Source organism: Sphingomonas sp. (assembly GCF_024508665.1).
Classification (GTDB): Bacteria; Pseudomonadota; Alphaproteobacteria; order Sphingomonadales; family Sphingomonadaceae; genus Sphingomonas.
The window spans coordinates 915,978-940,006 of sequence record NZ_JANINP010000007.1 but is presented as its reverse complement, the minus strand read 5'-3'; the positions used below and the strand labels follow the sequence as shown (position 1 = coordinate 940,006).

Here is a 24,029-nt window from a genome sequence, read left to right as displayed (position 1 = left end):
GGCTAAGAATGGGCGTTGGCCGGACAAGCCGGGACATGGGACGTCAGGTGACACACGAGTTTCGAGCGGCTTGGTGAGCGGAGCGAAATTTACGGAAGGGCCGGGACACCAAATCAGACCCTGAGTATCCTCGCGGTGATTTCGATATCCGCGGGGCTGGATCCCGCGCTTATGCGGGGACCGCCTTTTCAAGATAGTCGACCATTCGTCGGAGGGCGACGTCATTGTCGAGGTCTGCTGCCGAAGCCCACTCCTGCGCGACCATTTCAGGCTCGCCAAGGCTCGAGAAGTCTGGCTGGCCGTCCAGGATCGGTAGACCTTTAAGCTTCGTGACCAACGTAGCGACCGCGCGGTCTCGGTCTTCTCGGAGGAACGATTCCGTCAGATCGCGAGCCTTCTTGCCGAGTTTGCGTGTGACGGCTGCGAGCCGCCGCTCAAGAAGTTCATTGGGCGATCGTTCAATTCCAGCCTCCCGATCCAGGAATTCGGTTGCCGTCGCGCGCTCCCTCGTCACCTGTGGGCTTAGATGAAGAAGGAACGGCGGCACACCTCCCTCGGCCACGTCAACAATGTGCATGGAACGATCTTCAGAGAATTCGAGCCAGTTACAGAGGACCTTGTTGATATGATTGTCTCCGAAGCTGTAGCCGATCACGACCAAACGGGAGACGAAGTTGATATTTCCTTCAAAGTGCTTGAGCATGCCGGTTGGCAGCACCTGCCGGTGCCGGGTGTCGAACTTGTGGGCCCCAGCAAGCAAGCTTCGGCGTAGGAACTGCATGACCCCGTCCTGATCGGCGTAGGCTATCTCGTTCATCGCATTGGCAATCCCATCAGGAGCTCCGGGAAGAGGGTAGATCAGTTCCTCGTTCGCCGCCTGCAATGCTCCCGTGAGACCGTCGACATCCTGCGTATCCGGGAGGAGGCGCAGTAAATCACTCCCGTCGTTGAAGACAAACTGATCGAGGGCGCCGTGTAACTTCAACAGGTAGATTCCTGGCCTGCCAGGATTCGGGAAATGCATGGCACTATTCTGCAATTCGTCGTGGGTCAGCACCTCGGCGCGAAGTTCGCCGATCTTGCAGCCATGGGGGTCACGGCGAGGAAGAATGATGACGTTGGACGGATCGAAGCCGTAATAGAGCGGAAGCTTCAACCGAGCTGCGATCGCCTCGACGATTACGTCGTGGTTAAGCGAGAAGATCCAAAGTGGAGTATTCGCCGCTGCTAGTCTCGCAGTGCCGTCGTAGAAAGGCAGAAAACGTTCAAGGTAAGATTTCTGATTGATCAATCTGTTGTAGAGCATGCCGTAAACGCAAGAGACGATCCACGAATAAGCAGCGCGGTAATCCTGAGTAAATTCGCGCTTCCGAATGAACTGAGCTTCAAGATAACCGAGGACAGCCTCGTAATGCATCGTATCATTCTGCAGGACGTTTAAGAAGTCCTCGACGACCGCCTCATGAAAGCCTAAGCCCCTCGCACGGGCGCGCCCATTCTCTTCGCGAACCCTATCAGGCAGCAACGTGCCCTTGAGTTCGGCGGTGAGCTCCCAGACTAACGGCATCCCGGCTTCGTATGATGCACCCGCGCCAAGAAAGAGTCCGGTCAGCTTACGCAACAGCGTTACTCGGGATATCGAAAATGCATAGCGACCTCATATAGGAGTCGGCGACCAAATACATTCGCTCGCGAGAAGCGCCGGGCTAACTTAGCTATTACCTGCAACCGTTACAGCCTTAGCAGCTGACTACATGTGAAGAGACCCTTGTTTGCCAGCTGGCCAGCGGGCAACGTCCGATCTCCATCCATACCGGATATTGGGGCGTAAACTGAGCGAATGGTTGCTTTTGGGTTGTCTGAGAGAGGCTCGGACGACCGATTCTGGGGCGCGAAGCTGATGCCGAATAGCGTGGCCGAGCGGTGCGCCCGTCGCCCGAAAGCGGCCATGCGTTCATTTCACCATCGATTGACCTAAGGTCGAGTGAAGCGAAGAGACCGGGAGGTGTCGGTGGCGGAACATTGGATTCAGACGGATGAGACTGAGGATGTAGCTGGATCGATCCGACACATTATACGCGCCGCTCAATTTGTAAGCGAGGATGCCCAGGAATGGAAATGGGTGGTAATGGCTCTGCATTCAGCTCTGCAGGGAACATGCGTGTGTCACCTCACTACGACAGCGACACCCGTCGGCGCAGTCACAAAGCGTAACGCTGGCGAGTGGCTGGCTTTTTTTGAGGACTCTCGTACCAATCCGAACGCAAAACCGCCCAAGACCCATTTAATGAGTCTGCCAGGCCTCCTTAAAGCGGTGCGGCAGCCCTATTCGGCCGGGGACCGCAGCAACGTTGCCGGCATCGCTATCAGTGACTCCGAACTGAGTTGGTTGTGTCGTTTTCACGAGGATGTTCGGAACCAGTTCGTGCACTTTGAGCCTATGGGCTGGTCAATCGAGGTGTCAGGGATTCCTGAGATCGCGAAGCTGGCAGCGCGCATCATCGGGGAGGTGCTCCACATCGGCTATGCTTTCCGCCATCGAGAGCGTGCGTGGCGTGAAGAAATGCAGCGAAATCTCCAGGCCTTGGCCTTAATCGAATGGCCTGCCTAGCGCCGATCACCCCGGCTTCACGGACGGCTGCTACATCGGAGCGCTTCCTGGAAGCAGACCGACCGAGAGCCACTCAGAAACGGCCATTGGATTGCTGCGTGAGTGAATGGCGGGTCTTGGGCATCGGTGATCGATCGCTGAATGACTGAAATTGGGGCGCAAAGCAGCCCTAGGCTATGTTCCAAAGTCTAAAGTCAGACGCCGTGCAGGTTGGCGACTGACCTTTAAACCCATCCCCAACAGCTCCCTTAATGACGTACCGAGTGATAGACATTCCGGCCGAATTTAGGTGTAAGGCGTAAGTATGGGAATCACTCGCTGGCTTGAAACGATCAATGATCGGCGCCCATGGGTGCGCACTAAAGAGGATTGGCTAACGAAAACGCGGGAGATGAACGACGGAGAAGTCCAGCACATGCTGCTGGAGCAGGGCCCGCCGATTACCGAAGACATGCGCGATGCGATTTACGGAGAACTCATTCAGCTGCGCAGTAGCCTAAGCAAAGCCGTTGGCTTGTGGGTGGCTGCTTTTTCACTGGCATTCCTATCGATCTATGGCGTGGTTGAATCTGCTAACTTCGGTGGTGTGGCAATAAGCCGGAACGGCTTCCTACCAGTTGCCTTGATAGGAACCGCATTAACGTCGCTCTGGTTCGCAACAATTTTCGCTAAATTTAGCCTATTGCGAACTTGGTTTGAGCAACAGGCGAAGTTAGCCAAACCGCCGCGCAAGGCCTGGTTATATCTGCGCTATCCTGAGGCGTTTCAGTATTTCACTTTCTCGCGGGCCAACATCGGATATCCGAAAGACTTATTCCCTGTTGGCAGCGACATGGGTCAACTTCTGCCGCTCGCCCTTGTAATGCTGATCGCTGTAGCATGGGCGATAGGCACCATCGCAATGCAGGTCATCTTGATGATCGAAGTCTGGCATACTGCATATCCCACGACCTTGGTTGCCCGCTTAATCGTAGCGGTAGCAATAATCTTAAACGTCCTCGCTCTAATTGCACCGCGGCCCTCGATCATACGTCGGCGGTACGTTCATTACGGTCTGACGCAGTTGCTAGGGCGCGCAGATGAACAGCGCGCAGCTCGGGCTAAACGTCGGTTTGCGTCCATTCGCGAGCGCCGGTGGCCCGAAGGCGAATAGGGTGTACCAACGAACGGCTGCCTTCAGACTTTTGCCACGCACGGTCTAGCAACTGAAATTAGGACGCGTTGCAGCCATCCCAGGCCGGTTTCGCGCCACGACCAGTCCCGACCCGCAGGATATAGATAAGCCGGCGACGAGCTACCGCCGAATGACAGCTTCCAACCCAACCCAGCCTTCCGCCCACCCCCACCTCAATGCGCAACCAACTCCGCGATGCTGTTCTCGCTTTCGGTGCGGATGCCGGCCTTCTTGTCGCTCCACGCCTTCCACACCGGGTCGTTCCGCAATGTGTCGCGCACGCTCGCGGTGATCTGCTGGCGCTTCCCGAACGCCGCCAGCCCACGATAATGCTGGATGAACAGCGAATCCCACGGCGACCCGGTGCCATAGCGGTTCATGTAGATCTCGTACCCGCGCAGCGCGCCGGTCTCGATCCAGCCGTCGAATTGCGGCAGCACATAGGCCTTCACGTAATCGCGATATTCGCCCTCGTTCCGGTACTCGTACGGGATGACGTAATAGACGTCGCCGTCCTTCAGCTCGTCGGGATTGCGCGACCAGGCGAGGTCGCTCGAATAGCTCGCGACCGGATCGGCCAGCGCGATCCCGGCGGCGTCGAGTCCGCCCGGTTCGTTATGCTCGATCGCGTTCCACCCGCTCACAGCGGCGAAGGTCGGGAAGCGCAGGATGACCAGCCCGTCCCACACCGCCGGCTGGCGATACCAGCTGTAGAAGATGCGGAAATCGCTGATCTCTCCCTTCGCCTCCATCGCCCGCAGCCGCGGCGCGAGGTTCGTGGCGAGATAGCGCCGGAACGCGACGCGATGCGCGGCGCTGGTGCGATAGCTGATCACCAGCGATTTGGGGCCATCCTGCAACTCATCCTGCGCGGCGGCGGGAAAAGCGGCAAGCAGCGCCAGGACGGCGAGAGCGAGGGCCAACAGGGACGAGCGGACAGCCATGGCGTCTTCTTTCGAAAGGAAGCCGCCCCGCGCGAACGAGCGAGGCGGCAGGGGAATCAGGCGTGGATCGGCACCGCGGCGCCGCCCTTGCGCGGCCACAGCAGCAGGATCAGCACGAAGATCGATCCGGTGATCAGCGTCGACAGCGGCAGGCCGATGCCGAGCGCCGGGGTCTCCGCCAGCCAATCGCCCATCGCCGTGCCCGCGGTGCGCGCGACCGCCAGCGCGATCCAGTAGAACCAGAAGCGATTGCCGCTGTCGCGCCGCCACGCGGCCAAAGCGACGATCAGCAAGGCGCCCAGGCTCAGCGAGGCGAACCCCTTGCCGATCAGCTTCGAGCAGACATCGCCGATGAACGTGCCGAACACGCCCGCGCTCAGCATCGCCAGCCAGTAAGCGGTGCCCGTCATCGGCATGCCCTGCGCCTCGGATTCGGCTTCGCGTTTGGCGTCGCTGCGGGACGAGAGCCAGGCGAACCCGGCCAGCAACGCGGTCAGGATCGCGGCGAACGCCGGCCAATAGATGATCTTCTTGAAATAGTCGGCGATGTTGGTCGCGCCGGTGCGGATGATGATGATCACCAGCCAGTAATAGAGTTCGCGCGGGGCATGATCGCGCCGCTCGACCAGGAACACCGCCGCCGCCAGCGCCGCCAGGATCGCGGTCCCCAGCACGATGCCGAGCTTGAGCTCGTGCGAATAGAGATCGCCCATATTGGTGCCGAACAGGCTGGCAAAGGTGATCGCCGACCAATAGCGCGCGTTGACCTTCGGAATATGCGCAATCTGCATGGGGAACTCCTTGATGGGGGAAAGGCGCGTGCCGATCAGCTCGGCTCGGCGCGGGTGAGGAGAGTGTCGGGCCAGCTCAGCGTGACGCGCAGGCCATGTTCGGGCGCGTCGCCAAGCACGATCGTGCCGCCGGTCGCCTCGACCAGATCGGCGACGATCGACAGGCCCAGGCCGTGTCCGCTGCCGCTCTCGTCGAGCCGCACGCCGCGGCGCAGCACGCCGTCGCGCTCGCCGGCGGGAATGCCCGGGCCGTCATCGTCGACCGTGAAGCGCAAGCGCCCGGCATCGTGCGCGGCATCGACGCGCACGACGCGGCGGGCATGGCGCGCGGCATTGTCGAGTAGATTGCCGAAAATCTCCGCGAAGCTGCCGGCGTCGATGCCGATCTCCCAATCGCCGGGAATATCCGCGTCGAACACCAGGCTCATGCCGCGATCGGTGCGTTCGAGCACCGCGAACAAGCCCTCGACCAGCGCCGCCGGCCGCGTCGCCGCCACCCCCTCGCCGACCCGGCTCGCGGCGGCGCGCGCGCGGGCGAGCTCGGACTCGAGCACGGCGGCGGCGGCGCTCAGCGTCTGGTCGATCGCATCGGCGGCGGCGGTGGCGCCGGCCGCGCGCGCCACCCGGCTTTGCGCGGCGAGCGCGGCGAGCGGCGTCTTGAGCGCATGGGCAAGGTCGGCCGCGCGGCGGCGAGCGCGCCCCAGATCGTCGCTGCGCGCATCGGCGAGCGTGTTGATCGCCTGGGCCAAATCGTCGATCTCGCGGGGATGGTCGGCGGACAGGCGCTGCGCCGGGTTGCGCGCCATCGCCGCCAGTTCGCGCCGCACGCGACGCAGCGGCCACAGCCCCAATTCGACCTGCACCCAGGCGGCGAGCGCCAGCGCGGCCCCGAGCGCGAGCAGGAACATCCCCATCTCGCGCTGGAAGGACGCGCCGGCGCGATCGATCGGCTCGTCATCCTCGCCCACGCGCACCAGCACGGATGTGCCGCCGACCGACACGCGCCGCTCGACCACGATCAGATCGTCTTCATAGGGGCCCGGCACCTCGGCTTCCTGCCAGGCCGTGCCGGTCGCCGCGCGATCGTCCTCGTCCGCCGACAGGGTCTTGCCGCCGAGCGATGGCGAGCCCGCGATGCCGCCCGGCGCGCGCACTTCCCAATAGAGACCGCTCGCGCGCCGCCGGAACCGCGCGTCGAGGTCGCCGGGATCGACCGACGGCCGCCCCTGCGCATCGACCCGCACCGCCGCCGCCACCGCATTGCCGTCGCGGACCAGCGCGTCGGCCATGCGGCGTTCGGTATAATGTTCGAACAGCAGCCCCATGACGTGCCACGCCGCCCATAGAGCGACCGCGATCGCCAGCGCGGCGAAGGCGATCAGGCGGAGGCGGATCGACCGCATGCTCAGCTCGCCCCGCCGGTCAGGCGATAGCCGAAGCCGCGCCGCGTCTCGATACTGTCGCTGCCGATCTTGCGCCGCAGCCGCATGATCAGCGCCTCGATCGCGTTGACGTCGCCGATCTCCGACGTGCCATAGAGATGGTCGGCGATTTCCCCGACCGCGATCGTCCGGTCGGCCTGGTGCGCGAGGAAATTGATCAACCGGAATTCGAGCGGAGAGACCCGCGTCTCGACATCGCGCACCAGCAGGCGGCGATGGCGCGTATCGATCTTGAGCCGCCCGATTTCGAGCACCGGCGCGGCATGGCCCCCTGCCCGGCGCAGCAAGGCGCGGGCCCGCGTGACCAATTCGCCGAGCTGGAACGGCTTGGCGAGATAATCGTCCGCGCCGGCCTCGATCCCCTCGACCTTCTCGGTCCAGTCGCCGCGCGCCGACAGGATCAGCACCGGCATCGTCCGCCCCGATGCCCGCCAGCGCCGCAGCACCGTCAGCCCGTCGAGCCCGGGCAGGCCGAGGTCGAGTACGACGATCGCATAATCCTCGGTATCGCCGGCGAACCAGGCGTCGGGACCATTGGTGATGCGGTCGACCACCAGCCCCGCGTCAGCCAGGCCGTTTTCGACGTCGATCCCGATATCGGGGTCGTCCTCGACCACCAGCGCGCGCATCAGCGCCGCTCCTCAGGATGATGCCCAATGATCGTCATCACGGCCTCCCATACGCCCGGTTTGCTGACAGCCGGCTGACAGATTGTATTTTTGCATTCGTCAGGACCGTGTCAGTAGAGCTTTGCTAGGAACGAGTCATGTTGCAATCGCTCGCCTCCCGTTCCGGCCCGGCGCTCGCCCTGCTTCTGCTCGCCGGGTGCGCTTCCTATACGACGCGCCCGCTCGCGACCGCGCCGTCCGACGGCGACATCGCCGCGCTGAGTCGCGACGCCGCGACGATCGACCGGCCCTATCTCAAGCCCGCCAATGTCGATCTCGCCGCGCCGCTCGACGACAACGCGATCGCGGTGATCGCGGTGCTCAACAATCCCGATCTCAAGGCGCTGCGGACCAGGGCCGGCGTCGCCGACGCCCAGGTCTTCTCCGCGCGCCTGTTGCCCGATCCGACCTTCAGCCTCGGCCTGGGCGGTATCCTGTCGGGGCCGGATCCGTTCAGCGAGATCGCCAGCGGGCTCGGGCTAGATCTCAATGCGCTGCGCACCGGCAAGGTCCGCCGCCAGGCCGCCGAGGCGCAGGCCCGGCAAGTGCGGCTCGATCTCGCCTGGGCCGAATGGCAGACCGCCGGCCAAGCGCGGCTGCAGGCCGTGCGCATCCGCCGGCTGCAAGGCGCGATCGACCTGCTCAGGATCGACGACGCCGCCGCGCAATCCCTGCTCGCGCGCAACCTGCACGCCGCGGCGCGCGGCGATATCGCCTCGACCGGAGTCGAGGCGGTGCGGACCGACGCCGCCGCCACCGCCGACAAATTGCGCACTGCCGAACACGATCTCGATGCCGCACGGCTCGAACTGGTCAAACTGCTCGGCCTGCCGCCCGAAACCCAGTTGCGGCTAGCCCCCAGCGTCGACACTGCCCCAGCGCTCGATCCCGCCAAGCTGACGCAGATCGCACTCGACAACCGCCTCGATCTGCAAGCGTTGCGCGCCGGCTATGACGCGCAGGAAGCCGCGGTGCACAAGGCGATCCTCGACCAATTCCCCAGCCTCGCGCTCAACCTCAATTTCACGCGCGACACCGGCGGCAATAACATCCTCGGGCCGACGGTCGACTTCACCTTGCCGCTGTGGAACCGCAACCGCGGCGGGATCGCGGTCGAGCGCGCGACGCGCGAACAGCTCAAGGCCGAATATGACGCGCGCCTGTTCCAGACCCGCGCCGACATCGCCGCCGCCGCGAGCGCGGTGAGCCTGGCGCGGCGCCAGCGGGATGCCGTCCGCACGCAATTGCCCGAACTCGACCGGCTCGCGCGCGTCAGCCACGCCGCTGCCGCGCGCGGTGACGTGTCGCGCGCCACCGCCGAAACCGCGGAGGGGGCACTGCGCGACAAGAGGGTCGAACTCGCGACCGCGGACCAGACGATCGACGAAGCGATGATCGCGCTCGAATTGCTGACGGGCGTGCCCAGGGAGGATTGGAAATGAAGGCCGGACTGGCATTGACCCTGGCGATCCTGCTCGCCGCCTGCGGCTCGGGCGAGGATGCCACCGACAGCGAGGCCAAGCCGGTCGCCCTGGTCGCGCTCGCGCCCGCGCAACAGGGCGCGGTCGACGAGACGCTGACCGTCTATGGCGCGGTCGAGGCCGGGGCGATGGGCAAGCATGTCCTCGCCGCGCCGGCCGAGGCCACGGTGGTCGCGATCGAGGCGCCGGTCGGCACCAAGGTCGCCGCCGGACAGGTGGTGGTCCGCCTCGCGCCGAGCCCGACGAGCAAGCTCGATTACGCCAAGGCAGCCACCGACGCCGCGACCGCGCAGGCGGCCTATGCCCGCGCGCAGCGGCTGCGCGCCGACGGCCTGGCCAGCGACGCCGATGTCGAGACCGCCCGCGCCGCCGCCCGGAGCGCTGCCGCGACCCGCGCCAGCCTCGGCGCCCGCAACGGCGCGCTGACCTTGCGCGCACCGGCCGCCGGTTTCGTCGAAAGCGTCGCGTCGGCGCCGGGCGATCTCGTCGCCCCCGGCACCGCCGTCGCCTCGATCGCCGGCGCGGGCAATCTGCGTGCGCGCTTCGGCGTGGATCCGGCCCAGGCCTCGCGCGTCCGGCCCGGCATGGTGCTGCGCGTCACGCCGCCGAGCGGCATTGCTTTCTCCGCGCCGGTTCTGTCGGTCGATCCCGTGGTCGACCCGACGACAAAGCTCGCCGCCTTGTTCGTCAATGTGCCCGCCGGCTCGGGCATCGGCACCAATGCCGCGCTCAACGGCCAGCTCGATCTTGGCAGCACGGCTGGCGGCGCGGCGCTGACGATCCCCTATGCCGCGCTGCTCGACGACGCCGGCCAGCCCTATGTCTTCGTCGTCGCCAAGGGCGTCGCGCATCGCCGCGATGTCGAGACCGGGCCGGTTAGCGGCGACCGCATCGTCATCGTCAAGGGCGTCAAGCCCGGCGAGAAGGTCGTGACCGAGGGCGGCACCGCGCTCGAGGACGGCATGCAGGTCCGCACCAAATGACCGCCGCCCCAACGACCACTTTCCTCTCCCGCCACGCGCGGTCGATCTGGCTCGCGGTTGCCTTGCTGACCCTGGGCGGGCTGCTCGCCGCGAGCAAACTGCCGGTCAGCCTGTTCCCGCATATCGATTATCCCCGCGTCGTCGTCGCGGTCGATGCCGGCGATCGCGACGCCGCGCAGATGGCGGCCGAGATCACGCGCCCGATCGAGGTCGCTCTGCGCGCCGTCCCCGGCGTCACCCGCATCCGCTCGACCACCAGCCGCGGCTCGGCCGAGGTCGCGCTCAATTTCGACTGGGGCGACGACATGGCGCAAGCCACGCTCGCGACCCAGGGCGCGATCGCGACGATCCTGCCCGACCTTCCCGCCGGCACGCGGTTCGAGGTCCGCCGCTCCGACCCGACGATCTTCCCGGTGCTCGGCATCGCGCTGACCTCGGACAATCTCGACCAGCAGGCGCTGCGCCAGATCGCCGAGCTCAAGGTGCTGCCCGCGCTGTCGACCGTCTCCGGCGTCGCCGGCGTCGACGTGCTCGGCGGCTCCCCCCGCGAATTCGCGGTCGATGTCGATCCCGGCCGGCTCCAGGCGCTCGGCCTCACCCTGCCCGATGTCGCGACGGCAATCGGCAAGGCCAACAGCGTGCGCGGCGTCGGCAAGCTGGAGGACCGCCACCGGCTCTACCTCGTGCTCGTCGAAAACCGCGTCGCCTCCGCCGCCGACATCGCCGCGATCCCGGTCAAGGCAGGCCAGACCAGCGGTGCCGGCCTCGTCACGCTCGGCCAGATCGCGCGTATCCACCCCGCCGCGGCGCCCGATTTCACCAAGGTCACGTCGAACGGCCGCAACGCCGTTTTGGTCAATGTCCGCCAGGCGCTGACCGGCGATACCGTGACGATCGTCAGGGCGGTCGACGCGCGGCTCAAACAGGCCGGCCTCCCGCCGAGCGTCAAGGCGACGCCCTTCTACGACCAGTCCGAGCTCGTCACCGGCGCCGCCGATGCGGTGCGCGACGCGATCATCCTCGGCGCGATCCTGGCCGGCCTCGTCCTGTTCCTGTTCCTGCGCTCGGGCCGGCTGATGCTGATCACCGGGTTGATGTTGCCGGCGGTGCTCGCCGCGACCTGCCTCGCTCTGTTCGCGCTCCATATGAGCTTCAACATGATGACGCTGGGCGGCATGGCCGCCGCGGTCGGGCTCGTCGTCGACGACGCGGTGGTGATGCTCGAACACGTCATGCGCCGCATGCAGGAAGGCCGCGCGACCACGCCGCCGACCCTGCTCGAAGCCGCCGCCGAAATGGGCCGCCCGCTGGTCGGATCGACGCTGGCGACGATCATCGTCTTCTTGCCCCTCGCCTTCGTCAGCGGCGTGACCGGCGGCTTCTTCCAGGCGCTCGCGGTGACGATGGTCGCGGCACTCGCGGTGTCGTTGCTCTATGCTCGCTACGTCATCCCGCTGATCGCCGCGCACTGGCTGCGCGACAAGGACGCCGAGGCCGCCGAGCGCGCCGGCGGGTTCATGGGACGGCTGGGCAAATGGTACTCCGCGGCCGGCGACCGCGCCCTCAAACGACCCGCGCTGTTCGCCGGAATCGTCGCCGCCGCGCTAGTCCTGCTCGGCGTGCTCGCCTGGAGCCATGTCCCCTCGGGCTTCATGCCGGCGATGGACGAAGGCGGCTTCGTGCTCGACTATAAGGCGCAATCGGGCGCCAGCCTGGAGGATACCGACCGCCTGCTCCGCCAGGTCGAGGAAATCATCCGCGCCACCCCCGAAGTCGCCAGCTATTCGCGCCGCACCGGGCTCCAGCTCGGCGGCGGCCTGACCGAAGCCGACGAGGGCGATTATTTCATCCGCCTCAAGGGCGGATCGCGCCGCCCGATCGAAGAGGTGATGGCCGACATCCGCCAGCAGATCGCGGCCAAGGTGCCGGGGCTCGAGGTCGAGCTGATCCAGTTGATGGAGGATCTGATCGGCGACCTCACCGCGGTGCCCGAGCCGATCGAGGTCAAATTGTTCGGCGACGACCCCAAACAGCTCGCCGACGCCGCCGCCAGGGTCGGCACCGCGATCGGCAAGATCGACGGCGTCGTCGAAGTGGTCGACGGCCTGCGCGTCGCCGGCGATGCCGTGAGCGTGCGCGTCGACCCGGGCATGGCCGCGCAACAGGGACTCGATCCCGACGCGGTGGCGAGCCAGGTGGAAGCTTTGGTCGGCGGATCGGCCGCGACCAATGTCCGCGCCGGAGAGCAGCTGGTCGGCGTCCGCGTCCGCGCGCCCGAGGAATTGCGCCGCCGCACCGACCAGATCGCCGCGCTCGTGCTGACCGCGCCCGACGGCCACGCCGTCCGGCTGGGTTCGATCGCGAAAGTCTCGATCGATCCCGGCCAGCAGCAATTGACCCGCGAGGATCTCGCGCCGTTCATCGCCGTGACCGCGCGGCTCGAAGGGCGCGACCTCGGCTCGGGCATGCGCGACGTGAAGGCGACGGTCGACGGCCTCCACCTGCCCGCCTCGGTCCGCGTCGATTATGGCGGCCTCTATGCCGAACAGCAGAAGAGCTTCGCCGACCTCAGCCTGGTCTTCGCCGCCGCCGTCCTGCTCACGGCCTTGCTGCTGACCTTGTTGTTCGAGCGCCTCGCCTGGACGGGAGCGGCGCTGGCGACGATCCTGCTGTCCGCCGCCGCAGTGCTCGCCGGGCTCTGGGCGACCGGGATCGAGCTCAACATCTCGGCGCTGATGGGGCTGACCATGGTGGTCGGGATGGTCACCGAACTCGTGATCTTTTTCCTGGCCGAAATCGACCGCGACGCCCCGCTAACCCTGGAGGCACTGCGCGAAGGGGGCACCAAGCGCCTGCGCCCGATCCTGATGTCGGCGCTGATCGCGGTGCTGACCCTCGCGCCGCTGGCGTTGGGCGTCAGCCGCGGCGCGGGGTTGCAACAGCCGCTGGCGACCGCGATCATCTTCGGGCTGGTCGCGGCGGTGCCGCTGGTGCTGCTGTTCCTGCCGGCCGCCTTGTGGTCGATCGCCAACGTGCGGCGGCCTGCGACGGCCTAAAGCGCCAAGCCGCCAACTTCACGCCTCTCCGGCGAAGGCCGGGGAAGCGTTTTAGCGAACGCCGTAAACCCGTAAACCGAGGTCGATAGGAGTGCTGGTCGGCTGCAATCTCATTGTCACACACGGCTACGGTCGGGTAGTTAGTCGCTATGACGGTCGTTTATGATCTGTGGTTCGAGCGCGCGTATCCGGATCGTGAGGATACGGAACTGCACATCGGCATCTATGCGACCGAAGCAGGCGCGGCTGAAGCGGTCGCCCGTTTGCGCGATCAGCCAGGATTTCGCGACTTTCCCGAGGGGTTCAACACCTACCCGGTCACGCTCGGAGTGACCGGGTGGCAGGAAGGCTTCGTGACTGAGTTCGTGCCGGCAACAGAACTCGATGCGACCGACAGATCAGCATAGGCACCCGCCACGTGCTGAACGGCATCGTATGGATAATGGTAACACGGTATAACGTGTGACACGTGCCTACAGCGCAGCCTTCCTAAACCGCGGCTGGGTTCGCCCCACCGCGTCACACGGCTTGATGGAATGTCAGGCCATAGCCGTCCGGGTCGGTCATCGAAAAACCGAGCATTCCGTACCCGGTCATCTCGGGCGGGTCTGCCTTTACGCCCCGAGCCGTGAACTCTTCGTGCAAGGCGCGCACATCGTCGCAATCGAAATAAAGGCGCGTGTGCCGGGTTCCTTGCCACCGCGGCTCATGCCGGTCCGCCGGCCGCTCATTGGAGTCATATGCCGTATTGAGCATGATCTCCGCTCCACCCCGGCCAAGCCGCACGAAATGCGAAAAACGGCCTTCGTTCGTGTCCACCTCCGGGGAAGCGAAGAGCACTCTGAAGCCAAGTTGATCGCGGTAAAACGAAACCGACGAGATCATGTCGAAGACCTCGAAATAAGGCGCAACACCATTCAGCTCGGGCATCGTCCCAATCTCCAGCCTGCTCGTTGCAAGCAGCTCTGTCGGCTATGATGATCGAGCCTAAGCGTCGGCAGCCCGGACGGCAAGGATTGGTCGGGAGTAGTTATGCGAGCCGCGTTGGATGGTTCGTCAGCAAGGCGCCTCAATTTCGGCCGTTCGCCGGCGACTGCGGCATATCCGAAACCGGTCGTTAGATCGGTCCGGCCACGAGAGTCTTCAATTGGGTGATGGGGCAGTTAGCTGCCGCAGATCTGGACAGCGGCGTCCGACTTCCGCAGCATAAAGAAATGAGAAAACTTGCGGCAATTTACGAGCGAAAGGGCGCGTTGTTTGTCACGGCCGCCCATCGAACAATTGCAGGATTCTGGATTGACGACGAGCGGGTAGACACTCTCGATCGACCCATGCCCGAAGATTTGGGCCGAGCCGTCGAAGCGGCACTGGCTCGCTCGCAAGATGGTGTTGCCACGCCGCCGCCAACAGCGCGACCCGACAAGCCGCTGTTGAGGGCAGCTGGTGTGAGTTCGTGGGCAACGTTCATGAAGTTGTCCAAACACATCAGCGTTTCGCTTGATGGTGACGTGCTAAAGATCACCCCATACCGCAACCTCGGCGGGAAAGAGGGCTTTGAGCCGCAGCCAAATGTAGCAGTCGCACTTCCAGCTTCTGCATCAACCTTAGGCACTAAGCTTATCGAAATGCTCAACGAGGCAGAGTGACGCCAAATGTCCGCTATGGGCCGTGAGCCGCTCCGGGTTGTCCGTCAGCCTCGCGCGCCAATTGCCGCCGGCCAAGAGCGTCGGCGCTTTCCCTCGAGCGGACGTTCGCGCTCGCCTCGGCGAATGTCTGTTTCCGACAGTGGAAAACAAACATTCGGCGCTATTTGCCGTTCTCGCCCGTATCTTCCTACTCCGGCACATCAACACCCCGTTGCGTGACCCTGCGTCGATTGATCTCGGATTCTTGGCCTATCCGCTGGAGTGCCGCGACGGCGTTCGCGGTGACTGTCGTCATTGTCTCGTCGGCGTTGCCCACGTTTCTGAACCAAAGCGCTCCAGATATCGCACGCCTTAAATCAATCCCTCGAAGACCCTTGAAGATTGCATAGAAGTCGTCGGCTGACAACGAGGCGAGGAACGTCACGTCATTTGGGTTCCACCCTGTCCCTCGCGAAATCTCTTGCAGCACTGCAACTGGATTTCGACCTTCACTAAACGTCGCTACTTTCTCAGCGAACGCTTGGCGAACATCCGAATCTCTTACCTCACCACCAAAGGTAGAATGCGGCAAGTCCCAGAAGTCCTTAGGCTCGTCAGCGCGCGCGACTACGTATTCGTCAATTAGTTCTTGGATATCGCCTCCCCACCCAAGATCTTTAAGCAAGCCTATAGTGCCTGAAAGATTCATGGGCGAGATTGCATGTGGTGTTTTCCTAACGGCGTCCGCGAGGGCGCCAGCGACCTCAGCTGCATTGTCGTCGAAGGAGTCGTGATACAGATCCCAAGCTTCCTGGAACGATTGGTCCGCGTCCGAAGCTTTGAGACGTTTCTCGAGCGCCGCTGCTTCCTTCCTGAGCAATTCGGGGTCTACGTGTCCTTCGCACACTGCCTTGAAAATCACGCCATCGAGCTCATCCATTTGATTAAAACTGTAGGAGCTTAGTAGCGCTTGCCACTCTGCACGCTCCGGCGGCTGCGCCTGCTCGGCAAAGAGCTCGTCAAACGCGGTGCTGAAATCGTTCAGGCTCCGTATGTAGTCGAGCGACGGAGCTTCTGCCGGCTGCAGCCTTGCGAATTCTAGCAGTGAGAGTGTGTGCAAAGCTTGCTCAAATACGCGCGGGTCGAAATCGACGAATTCGGCGTGCAGGCGCTTCGCCATCCTCTCAATCTTCTTGATCGTTCGGATGTTCACGATTCCTAAGGCTGCGCAGTTCTGCCGAAGCTTCTCGCGGAAGGGAACGTCGCCGTCGACGCCGATCGCTGCAGCCTCTTCTGGCGTGGGCTCGAAGCGTAGCGTTACGTCCGCGACCTTCTCAAGCTGTTCGCGGAACTCAGCTTCATCCTCTCCTTGGAAGCGCTCATCATTTAAGAGCAAAACGACTTTGCATCCGCGTTGCTCTTTGAGCTGGGAAACGAGGCCGAGCACATCGCGCATGTCCAAGGATGCGCTCTTGCGTTCGAGATCATCGATGCACACGATCTGGCGTTTGACCCAGAAAAACCCGATCTTTTCGAACGCGGCGGTATACTTGTCTACGCCTGGGATTAGACGAGCAAGCTTACCGCTCTTCCGCCAAAGCAGCGGCGCCGAGTCTACGACGCCCTCAAGTGTCTCAAGGCCAACCACCTTGCCGATGTCGTCTCGTTTGACCGTATTCTGGAATATCGCGCTGCGCAGGTCTTCCAGATTTCCTAGTCCGAATAGCGACACATAAGCATAATGCTCGAACGAGATTTGCCCCTCAGCTTTTGCGGCGCGGAGAAATCGATCCCAAGCGAACGTCTTGCCCACGCCCCACTTGCCGGAAACGACGAGAACCCCGGCCTGCTCATCGGACAGGAATCGTCCGATCTCCTCTTGAACGAGATGGATTGTCATGCTGTGCAAGATGGCGGCGGCCTGACGGTAAGGCAATCACAGAGCTGATTCGCATAGGGCTGGGCTCACCAGCAAACCAGGCGAACGCATCGGCCAAATGTCGCTTCGAGGCGGGAGCAGACATCGCTCTACCATTTCTGGAATGACTGCTATTCGAGTTCATCGCCCGAAAGGCGGTCGGTCCGCTACCGGCCCACTTCCTGCCATTCCTTTTGGCGGCGATCGAACGACCGCAACCGGGTCACTTGCAGACAGACCGCTTTATGAGCCGCTGCCCGGCTAGTGATCGGGTTAGTGGGCCCGCGCGCCCCAATCACCCCCGCCCCATCTCCAGCGCCCCCAGATACGTATCGAGCGCCACATTCCGCCCGCACAGCACCACCGCCACCGTCTTGCCGCGATAGCGCTCCGCCACCTGGACCAGCCCGGCCAGCGCCGCACCCGCCGCGCCCTCGACCATCCATCGGTCGCTCTCGGCGAGCCGGCGCATCGCCCGGGCAATTTCCAGCTCGCTGACCCGGACCGTCTCGTCGATCACTTGTCGGCAGATTTCGAACGTCACCGATCCCGGCTCGATCGCGCCCGCCGATCCGTCGGACAGCGTGGGACTTTCGGGCGTCTCGACGATCTCGCCAGCCTCGAGCGAGTCGAGCATGCAGGTCGAGGCCGCGGGCGACACCGCGACGATCCGCGTCCCGGGCGACAGCGCCTTGAACACCGTCCCCACGCCGCCGGTCAGGCCGCCGCCACCGGTGCAGATGAACACCGCGTCGAGGTCGTCCGCCTGCTCGATGAGTTCGAGCCCCATCGTCCCCTGCCCGCCCATCGTGTCGTAATCGTTATAGGGCGGGATATACGGCACGCCGCGCCGCTCGGCCTCGGCCCGCGCCTGCAACTCGCCGTTGAGCGAATTGCCCTCGACCGTCACCAATCTGGCGCCGAGCGCGCGGATCGCGTCGAGCTTCATCTGCGGCGCGCTGTCGTTGACATAGACGGTGGCGCCGATCCCGAACGCGGCGGCGGCATGCGCGACCGCGCGGCCATGATTGCCGGTCGAGGCGGTGAATACTTCGGCGTGATCGGGCGCTAGCAGCCGCACCATGTTGGTCGCGCCGCGCAGCTTGAACGATCCGGTCGGCTGGACATGGTCGCATTTCAGCCGGACGTCGCACCCGAGCGCCTCCGACAGCGCGTCGCTGCGCTGGAGCGGCGAGACCATCACGTGCGGGCGGATCGCGACATGCGCGTCACGGATGCGGTCGATCAGGGCGGTCATGTCGGTCCTTGGCTTGGGGTCAGCCGCGCAATGCGGCGGAGATGCCGGCGAGCCCGGCCTCGAGCTGGTCGGCCGTCGGCCAGGCATAGCCGATGCGGAAATAACGGTCGGACATTTCGAACCAATGGCCCGGCCCGACATAGGTGCCGTGATTCTGGAGCAGGCGGCGATAGAAAGCGTCGGTGCCGCCCGGCGGGTCCGCCTTCATCCGCGGAAAGCACACCACGCCGCCCGACGGGCGCACCCATTCGAGCAATTCCTCGCCCGCCATCCAGTCGGCGACGCGATCGAGCCGGCGGCGCCATTCGGCGAGCGTCGGGGTCAGGAAAGCATCGCGCCTGGCGAGGATTTCCTCGGCGACCCATTCGTTGATCACGCTGCCGCAGATGCTGATCTGCTCTTTCGCGGCGAGGAATATCTCCATCAGCGCGGGGTCGCTGTTGATCATCCAGCCGACGCGGATGCCGGGGACGCCGAACGCCTTGGACAAGGACGCGACGCTGATCACATGCTTGCCCAGCGACGCCGCGATCGGCAGCCTGGTGGTGATGGCGAGGTCGCGATAGGTCTCGTCGACCAGCAACAGGCACTTGCGCTCCGCCGCCAGCGCGACCAGCGCGGAGAGGTCGGCCTCGCTCATCATCACGCCGGTCGGGTTGTGCGGACAGGTGACGCTGATCAATCTGGTCGCGGGCGTGATCGCCGCGGCGACCTTGTCGAGGTCGAGCGCAAAACCGCTCTCGAACTCGAGATCGACGAAGCCGATGCCACACCCGATCGCGCGCGGCGTCTCGATATTGGTGGCGTAATTGGGGCGCACGACGACGAGATGGTCGTCCTTGCCCAGCAACGCCGTGGCGATGATGAACAGCGCCCCCGCCGCGCCGCCGCAGATCAGCACGTCGTCCACGGCGAGGCCCGGCGCTTCGTCGATGATCAGCGACCGCAACCGCTCGCTGCCGCGATGCTCGCCGTACAGCAGGGTAAGGTCGGGGACGGTCAGGCCCAGGCTGCCGATCGACTGATCGACGATCGAGCTCTCGGACAGATTGTTGCGGATGTTGCCGTACCCATATTCTTCGGGCGATTCGACCTCGATCGGCATCCGGACGTAACGCATCGTCTTCCCTTTCCTGGCCCCGTACGGGCACGCGCGATTGTGCCGGATTGCGGTGGCGACGCCATCCCTCTCGGGAGGGGGGTGCCTTACTCCCCTCCCTTTCAGGGAGCGGCCGGGGGTGGGTGCGCGCGTCCGCGCGCCTAAAAGACTCAATAGCCACTCGCCAAAACAGCGTCGGACCAAGAATCCTCCTGCTGCCCCAGAGCACCCTTCCGTCACCCCAGCGAAAGCTGGGGTCTCTGGCGGTGACGCGATACGGCATGAGATCCCAGCTTTCGCTGGGATGACGAATTATGAGAATGGATCCGATTTAAAAACAGCGGCTTATTGGGTTCTCCGCCTCAATGCACCGACGCGAACAGCTCCGCCAACGACGCGATCCCCAGCTTGCGGAAGATCTGCTTGCGATGGTCCTTCACCGTATGCCGGCTGATCCCGAGCCGCAGCGCGATGGCGTCGCTCGAACAGCCGAGCAGCAGCAGGTCGCAGACCTGGTTCTCGCGCGGCGTCAGGCAGGCGCGCAACGCGGCGCCCTCGCCGGTCAGCGCGCCATGGCGCTCGAACGCCGCGGCGATCGGCGTGGCGGCGGCGTCGAGCGCGCGCAGCATCGCGGCCGGCGCCGCATGGCGGCCGCGCTCGCGATAGAGGCCGAGCTCGATCGTCCCGCCCCAGCCGCGCAGATGGAGGCCGAGTTCTTCCTGCCGCTCGGGCCAGCCGGCGGTGCGGAAGCCCAGTTCCTCCTCGGGCGCCGGCACCAGCCAGGGGCGCAATGCCGCGATGCGGTCGGGCGCGGTACCGGCGAAATCGCGCGCGCGGACCACGCCCGGCCGCGCGAGCATCGGGTTGATGCGATGCGTGACGCGCGCATAGGTCTCGATCGCATCGCGCCGCCCGATCCGGTCGAAATCGTCGAACAGCACGCGCGGCCGCTCGCCCTCGGGATGCAGCACGATCGCGGCGAGGTCGAAGCCGGCGAAGCGCCGCACGCTGTCCGCCGTCGCGGACACGAAATCGGGCGCACCGATCGTCGCGATCACGTCGCCGATCAGGCTGTGGGCCGCGCGCGTCACGCCTTGATCCCGCGGCCCGCGCGCAACCGCGCGAGCACGCCGTCGAGCGCGGCGTCGAGATCGGGCAACACGCCGTCGCGCGTGATCGCGCGGAACACCTGCTCGTTGATACCGCCGCGCGTCTGATGCTCGTCGGCGAGTTCGGCGAAGTCCTTGCCCGGCGTCGCGCGCGGGGCACTGCCCAGGCCTTCGAGCAATTGCGCGGTGAAGGCATGCGCCCGCGCCGCGTCCACCCCTTCGTCGACCATCCACGCGGCGATGGTGTGCGCGAACGCGAAATAGGCGCCCATCGTCGCGGTCACCGTGCTGAACACGTCGAACTCGCTCTCGTCGGTGAGTTCGATCGCGGTGCCGAGCCGGTCGTACAGCGCCTTCACCGCCGCGTTGGGCGGAAACATCGCGGTCGGCCCCTGCCCGCGCGCGACCGGCGGCAACGGAACCGCGCGGGTCACGGTCGCGGCCGGCGCGGTGACTTCGTGCAGATAGTCGAGCGAGATCGTCGCGATCAGGCTGAGCACATGCTGATCGGCGCGGAACGCGAGCGGCCGCAGCACTTCGTCGGCGATTTGCGGGCGGACCGACAGCACCACCATGTCGCTGGCATCGACCACCGCCTGATTGTCCGCCGCGATCGTGACGTTGGGAAAGCGCGCGGCAAGGCCGGCGGCGATATCGGCGTTGCGCGGCGACACGACGATCGCCTCGCTGCCCGACAGCGCCAGCCCCTCGATCATCGCCGCCGCGATCGTACCCGTGCCGACGAAGCCCAATGTTCCGATTGCCGCCACCTATGCCTCGCTCTAATTGTTCTAATGATATTTACAGTACAATTTCCGCGCTGTCGATGCCAACGCGAAAGGGCCCTATAAATTCCCCTCCCTGCAAGGGAGGGGTTAGGGGTGGGTGAGCGGCGGACGAGGCTCGATGCCTCGGCTGGCGCTGTTGACGATCGGTACACCAGTCTTTTTGGGCGCGCAGACGCGCGCACCCACCCCCGGCCCCTCCCTTGCAGGGAGGGGAGTCGATTTGATCAGCACGCCAGCCAGGTATCATTAAGCCGATACCCCTGCGGGAACGGGTCGTCCGGATCGGTGCCGTAATGCGAAACGCCGGTCAGCCACGCCCGCCCCGCGACCCGCGTCACTACGCCGGCTACGCCGCCGACCCTGGTCTCCGCCTCGATCCCGCAGAGGAATTCGGTGTCGAGGATCGAGGTGTGGACGAAACGCTCCCCCACCCCCAGCTCGCCGCGCGCGTGCATCAGCGCCATGCGCGCCGAGCTGCCGGTGCCGCACGGGCTGCGGTCGATGCGGCCGGGGGAGACGACGACCGCATTCTTCGCCGTCTTGACCCCGTCGCGCTCGATCAGCGGCCCGGCGAACAGGGTCTGGTTGATCGTGTGGATGCCGGGATTTTCGGGATGGACCGAGGGCAGTTGCTCGGCTGCGGCGAGCTTGATGCGCTCGCCCATCTCGACCAGCGCGCGCGCCTCGTCCCGGGCTAGGGTGAAGCCGAGCCGCTCGGCGTCGACGATGACATAGATCATTCCGCCATAGGAGACGTCGACCGTCACGGTGCCGAGGCCGGACACCTCGACCGCGGCGTCGCGATGCATGACGAAGGCGGGCACGTTGCGGAACGAGACGCGGCGGCATTTGCCGTTGTCGCACTCGGCTTCGACATGGACGAGTCCGGCCGGGGTATCGACGATCAGGCGCGTGACCGGCTCGACCATCGCCACCATGCCGGTTTCGAGCACGGCGGTGACGGTGCACATCAGGTTGGAGCCCGACATTGCAGGATAATGGTCAGATTCGATCACAATCATGCCAATTTCTGCGTCGGGCGCGATTGGCGGAGTCACGAGGTTGACGGCGGCGTTCACGCTGCCGCGCGGATCGGACAGCAGCATGCCGCGGAGCCAGTCCTGATCGCGAATAAGTGCTTGTTGTCGCTCGAACATTGATGCGGCGCGCGGGGCGATGACGCCGCCGGTGATGACCCGGCCGACCTCTCCCTCGGCATGCGCGCCGACGACCGTGATGAGCTGTTGCAGGCGCATAATCTACCTTTCAGGGAGTCGGATTGGATATTGGATACAATTTTTGAGACGATGCGTTTTCAGCGCGCTTTGGCCCGCTCCTGGCGCAGCGCGGCGACCAGCGTTCGGCCGGCATCGAGGATGTGCAGCTTGAGGTAGGCGACCGCGGCTTCGGCGTCGCGCAGCGCACACAACCGGAGGATCTCGCGATGCTCGCGCTCGGCGGTGTCGAGGCCGTCGGTCATCAGCAGATGGAGCCGGATATAGCGCTCGACACGGAGGTTGATGCCGTGGAGGACGGACAGGGTCTGGGGCCGTCCGGCGGGCAGATAGAGTCGGCGGTGGAATTCCCAGTTGAGCCGTCCCCAGCTCGCCATGTCGCCGCGCCGATAGGATTGTTCGAGCTCGCCCAGGACGCCGCGCGCCTCCTCGATATCGCTATCGGTCATCCGCCGGAACGCGCGCACCAGCATGTCGGCCTCCAGTAAGGCACGCAATTCGAACAATTCTTCCACTTGCTCGGTCGGGATCGAGGTGACGACGGCGCCCTTGTGCGTCCGCATCGACACCAGCCCGCACGCTTCCAATTGCCGCAGCACCTCGCGCACCGGCATCCGGCTGACGCCATATTCCTCGGCGAGGACATCCTGGACCAGGGCCTCGCCGTCGCGGAACTCGCCGCTCAGGATCCGTTCCTGCAGCGATTCGCGAATATCCTCGGGGAGGCTCCGCCGCTCGATCTCACGCCGCTCCGATGGCGACTCCAGCATTGTCATGACCCTGTCCTTTGCCTTGGCGAACAACCGCCGCTCGCCGAGCCGATCTGCCGCAATCGACCCCCTCCAGCAATCGCTATCGACATCCTAGTTTGTATTTTATATGTATCCAATACAATTATGCAATGGAGCAAGATGGCATGACCAAGGCGTGGACGGGCGTTTTTCCAGCGGTGACGACGAAAATGACACAAGCGGGAAAGCTCGATTTCGACATGATTCGCGCAAGTATCGACCGGCTGGTGGTCAACGGCGTGTCGGGCGTGATCGTCCTGCCGATGCTCGGCGAAAATGCCTCGCTGACCCTCGCCGAACGCGAGACCGTCATCCGCACCGCGGTCGAAACCGTCGCCGGGCGCGTCCCGGTCCTGTCGGGCCTCGCCGAGATCACGCTCGACACCGCGCAGGCCAATGCGAAGCTCTACCAGTCATGGGGTGCGCAGGGCCTGATGGTGTTCCCCAGCCTGGGCTACAAGAGCGATCCGCGCGAGACCGCCGAATGGTATCGGGGCGTGGCGGGCGCGTCCGACCTGCCGATCATGATCTACAACAACCCGATCGCTTATGGCGTCGACGTCACGCCGGCGGTGCTCGAGACCTTGGCCGACGTGCCCGAGATCGTCTGCGTCAAGGAAGAGAGCGGCGACATCCGCCGCGTCACCGATCTGCGCGTGGCATTGGGCGACCGGTTCAGCGTGTTCTGCGGCGTCGACGATCTGATCGTCGAGAGCATGGCGCTGGGCACGACCGGCTGGGTGTCGGGCATGACCAATGTCTGGCCGAAGCAATGCGTCGCGCTGTTCGAATTGTGCCGCGCGGAGAAGTTCGCGGAGGCGCGCGAGCTCTATCGGATGCTTACGCCGAGCTTCCATCTCGATACGCACGTCAAGCTGGTCCAGTATATCAAGCTCGCGGAAAACCTGGTCTATGGCGCGCCCGAATGGACGCGATCGCCGCGGCTGCCGCTGGTCGACGAAGAGCGGGCGTTCGTGATTGACACCGTCCGCGGCGCCATCGATCAGCTCGCCGCCTCCGCCTGGGCCTGAGCCCGCCCCCCTAATCCAAGGACAA

21 protein-coding genes are annotated in these 24,029 nt (G+C 64.8%); 8 read left to right on the top strand and 13 right to left on the bottom strand.

Going from position 1 to position 24,029, the window contains the following annotated elements; translation table 11 throughout:
- Positions 1-169: 169 nt before the first annotated feature.
- Positions 170-1,621 (bottom strand): hypothetical protein, encoded by a 1,452-nt coding sequence (locus Q0L25_RS19685; RefSeq protein WP_296617260.1) that lies wholly within the window; start codon positions 1,619-1,621, stop codon positions 170-172.
- 384 nt (positions 1,622-2,005) lie between these two features.
- Here Q0L25_RS19685 and Q0L25_RS19680 point away from each other — a divergent pair, with 384 nt between their 5' ends.
- Together Q0L25_RS19680 and Q0L25_RS19675 are read left to right on the top strand one after the other, a co-directional pair.
- Positions 2,006-2,611, top strand: coding sequence for a hypothetical protein (locus Q0L25_RS19680; RefSeq protein ID WP_296617259.1), 606 nt, complete (start codon positions 2,006-2,008; stop codon positions 2,609-2,611).
- 304 nt (positions 2,612-2,915) lie between these two features.
- Positions 2,916-3,764: a hypothetical protein gene (locus Q0L25_RS19675; protein WP_296617258.1), complete on the top strand. Its 849-nt coding sequence runs from the start codon at positions 2,916-2,918 to the stop codon at positions 3,762-3,764.
- Positions 3,765-3,958: 194 nt separating this feature from the next.
- On the opposite strand, the gene Q0L25_RS19670 is transcribed toward Q0L25_RS19675, so the two are convergent.
- Genes Q0L25_RS19670 through Q0L25_RS19655 form a run of 4 tightly spaced genes read right to left on the bottom strand, consistent with a single transcriptional unit; the run spans position 3,959 to position 7,591 of the window.
- Positions 3,959-4,729 carry a hypothetical protein gene (locus Q0L25_RS19670; RefSeq protein ID WP_296617256.1) on the bottom strand — a complete coding sequence of 257 codons (771 nt, stop codon included), beginning with the start codon at positions 4,727-4,729 and terminating at the stop codon, positions 3,959-3,961.
- 56 nt (positions 4,730-4,785) lie between these two features.
- Entirely contained in the window at positions 4,786-5,520 is a 735-nt protein-coding gene (locus tag Q0L25_RS19665; RefSeq protein ID WP_296617255.1) for a hypothetical protein, read from the bottom strand.
- 35 nt (positions 5,521-5,555) lie between these two features.
- Positions 5,556-6,923, bottom strand: coding sequence for a HAMP domain-containing sensor histidine kinase (locus tag Q0L25_RS19660; protein ID WP_296617253.1), 1,368 nt, complete (start codon positions 6,921-6,923; stop codon positions 5,556-5,558).
- 2 nt (positions 6,924-6,925) lie between these two features.
- A complete protein-coding gene (locus Q0L25_RS19655) occupies positions 6,926-7,591 on the bottom strand; it encodes a response regulator transcription factor (RefSeq protein ID WP_296617252.1) in 666 nt (221 codons plus the stop codon).
- Between the two features lie 137 nt (positions 7,592-7,728).
- On the opposite strand from Q0L25_RS19655, the gene Q0L25_RS19650 reads away from it, so the two are divergent.
- The 4 genes from Q0L25_RS19650 (at position 7,729) to Q0L25_RS19635 (ending at position 13,557) form a co-directional block, all read left to right on the top strand.
- Complete coding sequence (locus Q0L25_RS19650; RefSeq protein WP_296617251.1) at positions 7,729-9,072, top strand: TolC family protein; 1,344 nt, start codon at positions 7,729-7,731, stop codon at positions 9,070-9,072.
- Positions 9,069-10,094 (top strand): efflux RND transporter periplasmic adaptor subunit, encoded by a 1,026-nt coding sequence (locus tag Q0L25_RS19645; RefSeq protein ID WP_296617249.1) that lies wholly within the window; start codon positions 9,069-9,071, stop codon positions 10,092-10,094. Before Q0L25_RS19650 ends, Q0L25_RS19645 begins: the two co-directional genes overlap by 4 nt.
- The gene (locus tag Q0L25_RS19640) at positions 10,091-13,150 is read left to right on the top strand and encodes an efflux RND transporter permease subunit (protein WP_296617247.1); all 3,060 of its coding nucleotides are present in this window, start codon (positions 10,091-10,093) and stop codon (positions 13,148-13,150) included. The genes Q0L25_RS19645 and Q0L25_RS19640 overlap by 4 nt, the downstream gene beginning before the upstream one ends.
- Positions 13,151-13,299: 149 nt before the next feature.
- On the top strand, positions 13,300-13,557 hold the full coding sequence (locus Q0L25_RS19635; protein WP_296617245.1) for a hypothetical protein: 258 nt from the start codon (positions 13,300-13,302) through the stop codon (positions 13,555-13,557).
- 112 nt (positions 13,558-13,669) lie between these two features.
- On the opposite strand, the gene Q0L25_RS19630 is transcribed toward Q0L25_RS19635, so the two are convergent.
- A complete protein-coding gene (locus tag Q0L25_RS19630; protein ID WP_296617242.1) occupies positions 13,670-14,080 on the bottom strand; it encodes a VOC family protein in 411 nt (136 codons plus the stop codon).
- A gap of 284 nt (positions 14,081-14,364) precedes the next feature.
- Between Q0L25_RS19630 and Q0L25_RS19625 the strand changes: the two genes are divergently transcribed.
- Positions 14,365-14,796, top strand: coding sequence for a hypothetical protein (locus Q0L25_RS19625; protein ID WP_296617240.1), 432 nt, complete (start codon positions 14,365-14,367; stop codon positions 14,794-14,796).
- 187 nt (positions 14,797-14,983) lie between these two features.
- Here Q0L25_RS19625 and Q0L25_RS19620 read toward each other — a convergent pair whose 3' ends face one another.
- The 7 genes from Q0L25_RS19620 to Q0L25_RS19590 all read right to left on the bottom strand — a co-directional run bounded on the left by Q0L25_RS19620 (position 14,984) and on the right by Q0L25_RS19590 (position 22,958).
- On the bottom strand, positions 14,984-16,675 hold the full coding sequence (locus Q0L25_RS19620; protein ID WP_296617238.1) for a hypothetical protein: 1,692 nt from the start codon (positions 16,673-16,675) through the stop codon (positions 14,984-14,986).
- Between the two features lie 313 nt (positions 16,676-16,988).
- Complete coding sequence (locus tag Q0L25_RS19615; RefSeq protein WP_296617236.1) at positions 16,989-17,951, bottom strand: threonine/serine dehydratase; 963 nt, start codon at positions 17,949-17,951, stop codon at positions 16,989-16,991.
- A 19-nt stretch (positions 17,952-17,970) separates the two neighbouring features.
- Complete coding sequence (locus tag Q0L25_RS19610; RefSeq protein WP_296617235.1) at positions 17,971-19,071, bottom strand: pyridoxal phosphate-dependent aminotransferase; 1,101 nt, start codon at positions 19,069-19,071, stop codon at positions 17,971-17,973.
- A 341-nt stretch (positions 19,072-19,412) separates the two neighbouring features.
- A complete protein-coding gene (locus Q0L25_RS19605) occupies positions 19,413-20,141 on the bottom strand; it encodes a LuxR C-terminal-related transcriptional regulator (protein WP_296617233.1) in 729 nt (242 codons plus the stop codon).
- A complete protein-coding gene (locus tag Q0L25_RS19600) occupies positions 20,138-20,929 on the bottom strand; it encodes a pyrroline-5-carboxylate reductase (RefSeq protein ID WP_296617231.1) in 792 nt (263 codons plus the stop codon). Before Q0L25_RS19600 ends, Q0L25_RS19605 begins: the two co-directional genes overlap by 4 nt.
- Positions 20,930-21,171: 242 nt before the next feature.
- Positions 21,172-22,203: a proline racemase family protein gene (locus tag Q0L25_RS19595; RefSeq protein ID WP_296617229.1), complete on the bottom strand. Its 1,032-nt coding sequence runs from the start codon at positions 22,201-22,203 to the stop codon at positions 21,172-21,174.
- A gap of 59 nt (positions 22,204-22,262) precedes the next feature.
- The gene (locus tag Q0L25_RS19590) at positions 22,263-22,958 is read right to left on the bottom strand and encodes a GntR family transcriptional regulator (RefSeq protein ID WP_296617227.1); all 696 of its coding nucleotides are present in this window, start codon (positions 22,956-22,958) and stop codon (positions 22,263-22,265) included.
- A 140-nt stretch (positions 22,959-23,098) separates the two neighbouring features.
- On the opposite strand from Q0L25_RS19590, the gene Q0L25_RS19585 reads away from it, so the two are divergent.
- On the top strand, positions 23,099-24,004 hold the full coding sequence (locus Q0L25_RS19585) for a dihydrodipicolinate synthase family protein (RefSeq protein WP_296617225.1): 906 nt from the start codon (positions 23,099-23,101) through the stop codon (positions 24,002-24,004).
- Positions 24,005-24,029 lie beyond the last annotated feature (25 nt).